We start from the raw sequence: 3,288 nt of genomic DNA, 5'->3' as shown, positions 1-3,288 counted from the left end.
CACCACGAAACCCCCACCTGAAACCCCGCCACCCCGGAATGTAGTGCTAACAAACCCGTGCCACTCCGTAACAGTCTGTTACAGAACAGCTTTTTCTCGGGCACTGTTCAAGTTGGGTTAGGAGATGAAACATCATTGCGCCAAGAGACCATATATCAGCAGCAGGACCGGGATGATCCCCAGGTTCACGAAACATCATTTCCGGAGCCATATAGGGAAGAGCCCCCCTTACGGTCTTTGATGTAGAAGCCGTCAACCCTCCACTCTTTGCTTCATCATCGAATACCTCCGCTGTAAATGTTGAAATCCCAAAGTCAGTAATTTTTATATTACATGAACTTACATCGGAACAAGCCATAACATTACTCGGCTTTAAATCACGATGAATTACACCGGCATTATGTGATGCGGCAACTCCCTTTGCCAAATGGTGCAAAACTTGAGCACCGTAATGTGGATCAAGAAACTTCAGTACTTCTAGCTTTTGCTCAAAGGACTCACCTTCCACCAGCTCCTCGATAAGAAATGCCCGCTCATTTTCCTCAATATAATCAAATGTCTTAGCGACATTATGATGATTAATGCGCGCAGCAATCTGCGCACTTTTCGAAAACCGCTTTTTACCTTGCCCTTGCTGAGGCGTCTTTAGCGCCACATCCATGCCAAGACGCGAATCGTTAGCCCGATAAACATCTTGCATGCCGCCGCTACCAATCGGCTCTATAATCGTATACCTACCAGCAATTATCGTGCCCTGTGACATCATGGCATCACCTGCGGGTTTGAAATGTCAAAAGTAACAAAATCGCGGGCCCCGGGGGCATTCAGGGTAAGAACAGCGCATCCGGTGATTTCATCGCGAACTGATAGTGGTTTATTGTTTGCGGACACCAACCCGTTTAGTTGGGATACAAAAAATCCATACCCATCATAGGAAATTGATATCGATGTCGGGCCAAAGCGAAGGCTCACTGTCCTGTGCTTATTACTCAACTCGTGAGGTGTGCCAGAGACAATGAGCAAAGCACGGTGCCTTTCGTAAAGCAAATTTCTAGAAAGGGCATCGCGAATTTTAGCCATGCTCGGCCGATTATGTGGAGACAAATCAAAACAACTCTCTATGATGGTGGCAATTTCCGGTGGTATTTCAGCCAATAAAGAGACTATTGCTCCCTTCGCTGGAGAAGCGGGCGGCATTTCGAGCACTTCATCCGGTGGAGAAATCATTAACAGAGATAAAGCCGTCATGCCAAATGCGTAGACATCTATGGCGTTATCAAAGCTTATGGTTTTGCTCCCCCAAAGTTCAGGCGCCATAAAGTTTGGTGTTCCAATAATTGACCTGGTTGTTGCATCCTTGCCTTCACGCCGAGCCAATCCGAAATCAATAATTTTAATTACTCCGTTTGTATCTATCCTGATGTTGTCAGGCTTGATGTCCCTATGTATTATTCCAGCTGCGTGAATATCAGCAAGGCCACAGGCGATCTGCCACAAAATCTTTAGAAATAAATTATCTTGAGAAAATGATGCCCACTCAAGATTCTTCCCATCAATATGCTCTAGAACAAGGCCGGTTTTTTTCTTTAGATCATTATCCAGAACAACAATATCGAATAACTGGACAACATGTTTTGAACGAAGATTGATTAATGACCTCTGCTCATCGATGAGGCGGCGTTCATCCTCCCCATCTTTAAGAGTCTTTATTACAACACGCCGATTCAATCGAATATCTACGCATTCGATAACGTCCCCCATGCCACCCGCAGCAGCGTTCCCCGTTGGCTGATATCTCCCTGCGATCATAGTGCCCTCCGGTTGAATTACCTCTTAAGAATCTCGATTTCAAATTGGCTATTTGGCGAGGACGGCTTTTTTGCCTTTGATTTCTTTGGTTTGGCCTTTGTGGGCTTCATTTGGCTTGGCTTGGCCGCTTGATCAACATTGGAGGGTGAACGTAAATGCTCCGGTTCATGCACGGGTTCTGGAAGATCGGACGAAAGCCATAAGAAGTCCAGCGCGCCAGCCTGGTCCCAGATGCGCAGTGACGCTTCCTCGTTTGCGAGAAGAGTTTGGGCTACAGAGGAATGTGAAATGGCGGCAATTGACGCGTTGTCTGGGGCACCACTCCACCTTACTAATGCAGCAAGCCTCTCGCAAAGCTGTTTGTTATCAGATGAGTTGGCAACAATAGCCGCGAGAGTATCATGATTTAAAAAATGAACGCCATCCGAGGTAATGATAGTTCTATGAAATTGACGCCCGAGAAGTCCAACATGTGGCTGAAGTCCATGTCCCATTCCAATGAATTGAAGGAGATCTTTTCCGACACCGCCAACAGCCTCTTCCATAGAATCATCTGTCGTCAATCTACACAAATCAATTTCTTGGCCTTCTTCGAATTCTCCGTAAATACGGCTATCGCCTACATTAACAAACACTGGAGACTCGTCTGGCATAAATACTATGGCAGATAAAGTGGCACCCCCCTTTGAGCCAGAAAATGAAAATACATCATCGTTTGCGAGTTGGGCGGAGTCTTCGAGTCTTTTGTGAAGGGGAAACCCGCGAAATTTGACTAATCCGAAAAAGAATGAGGAAATAGTAATTGAGGCACAAATCGCGCCATCCCGCATCCCCCCCATCCCATCTGCAAGTGCAACAACCAGAAACGGCTTAGAACTCCCCCCTGGGGAGACGCGCATCGCGGCGACCCGATCCTGATTTTCCGTTCTCATTAGTCCGATGTCGCTTGACAATGTAGCGGGAAAATCGCTTTGCGAAAATACCGCACGGTCGGGAGAAGGGCGGTCGAGCCATTTCTTAATCTTTTCACGAAACATTTCGGTCCTGCCTATCTCAATTCCGAAAACAGGATAGCAGGGTGCGAGAGAATGGCAAATCTTGTTGTCCCGTGGTGGTGGCTACGTCGTTTTCGGGGCGCGAGATTGGGTAGAGTGGCTGAAAGTTGGGGAAATCATCGAGGCGTGATGCACGGGCGGCTCGTACACCGGAAGAACGTGCTTTCGTGGCTGGGCAGCGGTTATCACTCGAGGCGTTCGGTGCCTGGGTAGGGGGCGCGGATTCGGGCAAGACCGGCAGTCGGCGGCCTGCCAAACACGAACGTAAAAAGGGGATGACCGGTTGTGCACCCCGGCCATCCCCCGCCCCTCAGAAGGAAGTGCCAGTGTCAACGGGCGTATCGCGAATAGCGACCCGCTCGCTCACCCATGCGTCCACCTCGGACAACAGCCACGCGACGCGATTGGGGCCAAGCCGGACCCG

The 3,288-nt window shown here is 48.8% G+C and carries 4 protein-coding genes; all 4 read right to left on the bottom strand.

Annotated elements, in window-relative coordinates:
• Positions 1-46: 46 nt before the first annotated feature.
• A complete protein-coding gene (locus H7841_18010; GenBank protein MEO5338753.1) occupies positions 47-766 on the bottom strand; it encodes a serine/threonine protein kinase in 720 nt (239 codons plus the stop codon).
• A complete protein-coding gene (locus H7841_18005; GenBank protein MEO5338752.1) occupies positions 763-1,809 on the bottom strand; it encodes a protein kinase in 1,047 nt (348 codons plus the stop codon). The genes H7841_18010 and H7841_18005 overlap by 4 nt, the downstream gene beginning before the upstream one ends.
• Before the next feature lie 17 nt (positions 1,810-1,826).
• A complete protein-coding gene (locus H7841_18000) occupies positions 1,827-2,846 on the bottom strand; it encodes a hypothetical protein (protein MEO5338751.1) in 1,020 nt (339 codons plus the stop codon).
• A gap of 328 nt (positions 2,847-3,174) precedes the next feature.
• Positions 3,175-3,288 (bottom strand): AlpA family phage regulatory protein (locus H7841_17995; protein ID MEO5338750.1); only part of this gene is annotated, 114 nt, incomplete at its 5' end.

It is taken from the genome of Magnetospirillum sp. WYHS-4 (genome assembly GCA_039908345.1).
Taxonomy (GTDB): Bacteria; Pseudomonadota; Alphaproteobacteria; order Rhodospirillales; family GLO-3; genus JAMOBD01.
Note: the sequence above shows the minus strand (reverse complement) of the source record. Positions and strands in the feature narration are given on the sequence as shown.

Coding starts and splice junctions, on each gene's coding strand:
- H7841_18010 (MEO5338753.1), bottom strand. CDS start 766: ATGATGTCACAGGGCACGATAATTGCTGGTAGGTATACGATTATAGAG.
- H7841_18000 (MEO5338751.1), bottom strand. CDS start 2,846: ATGTTTCGTGAAAAGATTAAGAAATGGCTCGACCGCCCTTCTCCCGAC.
- H7841_18005 (MEO5338752.1), bottom strand. CDS start 1,809: ATGATCGCAGGGAGATATCAGCCAACGGGGAACGCTGCTGCGGGTGGC.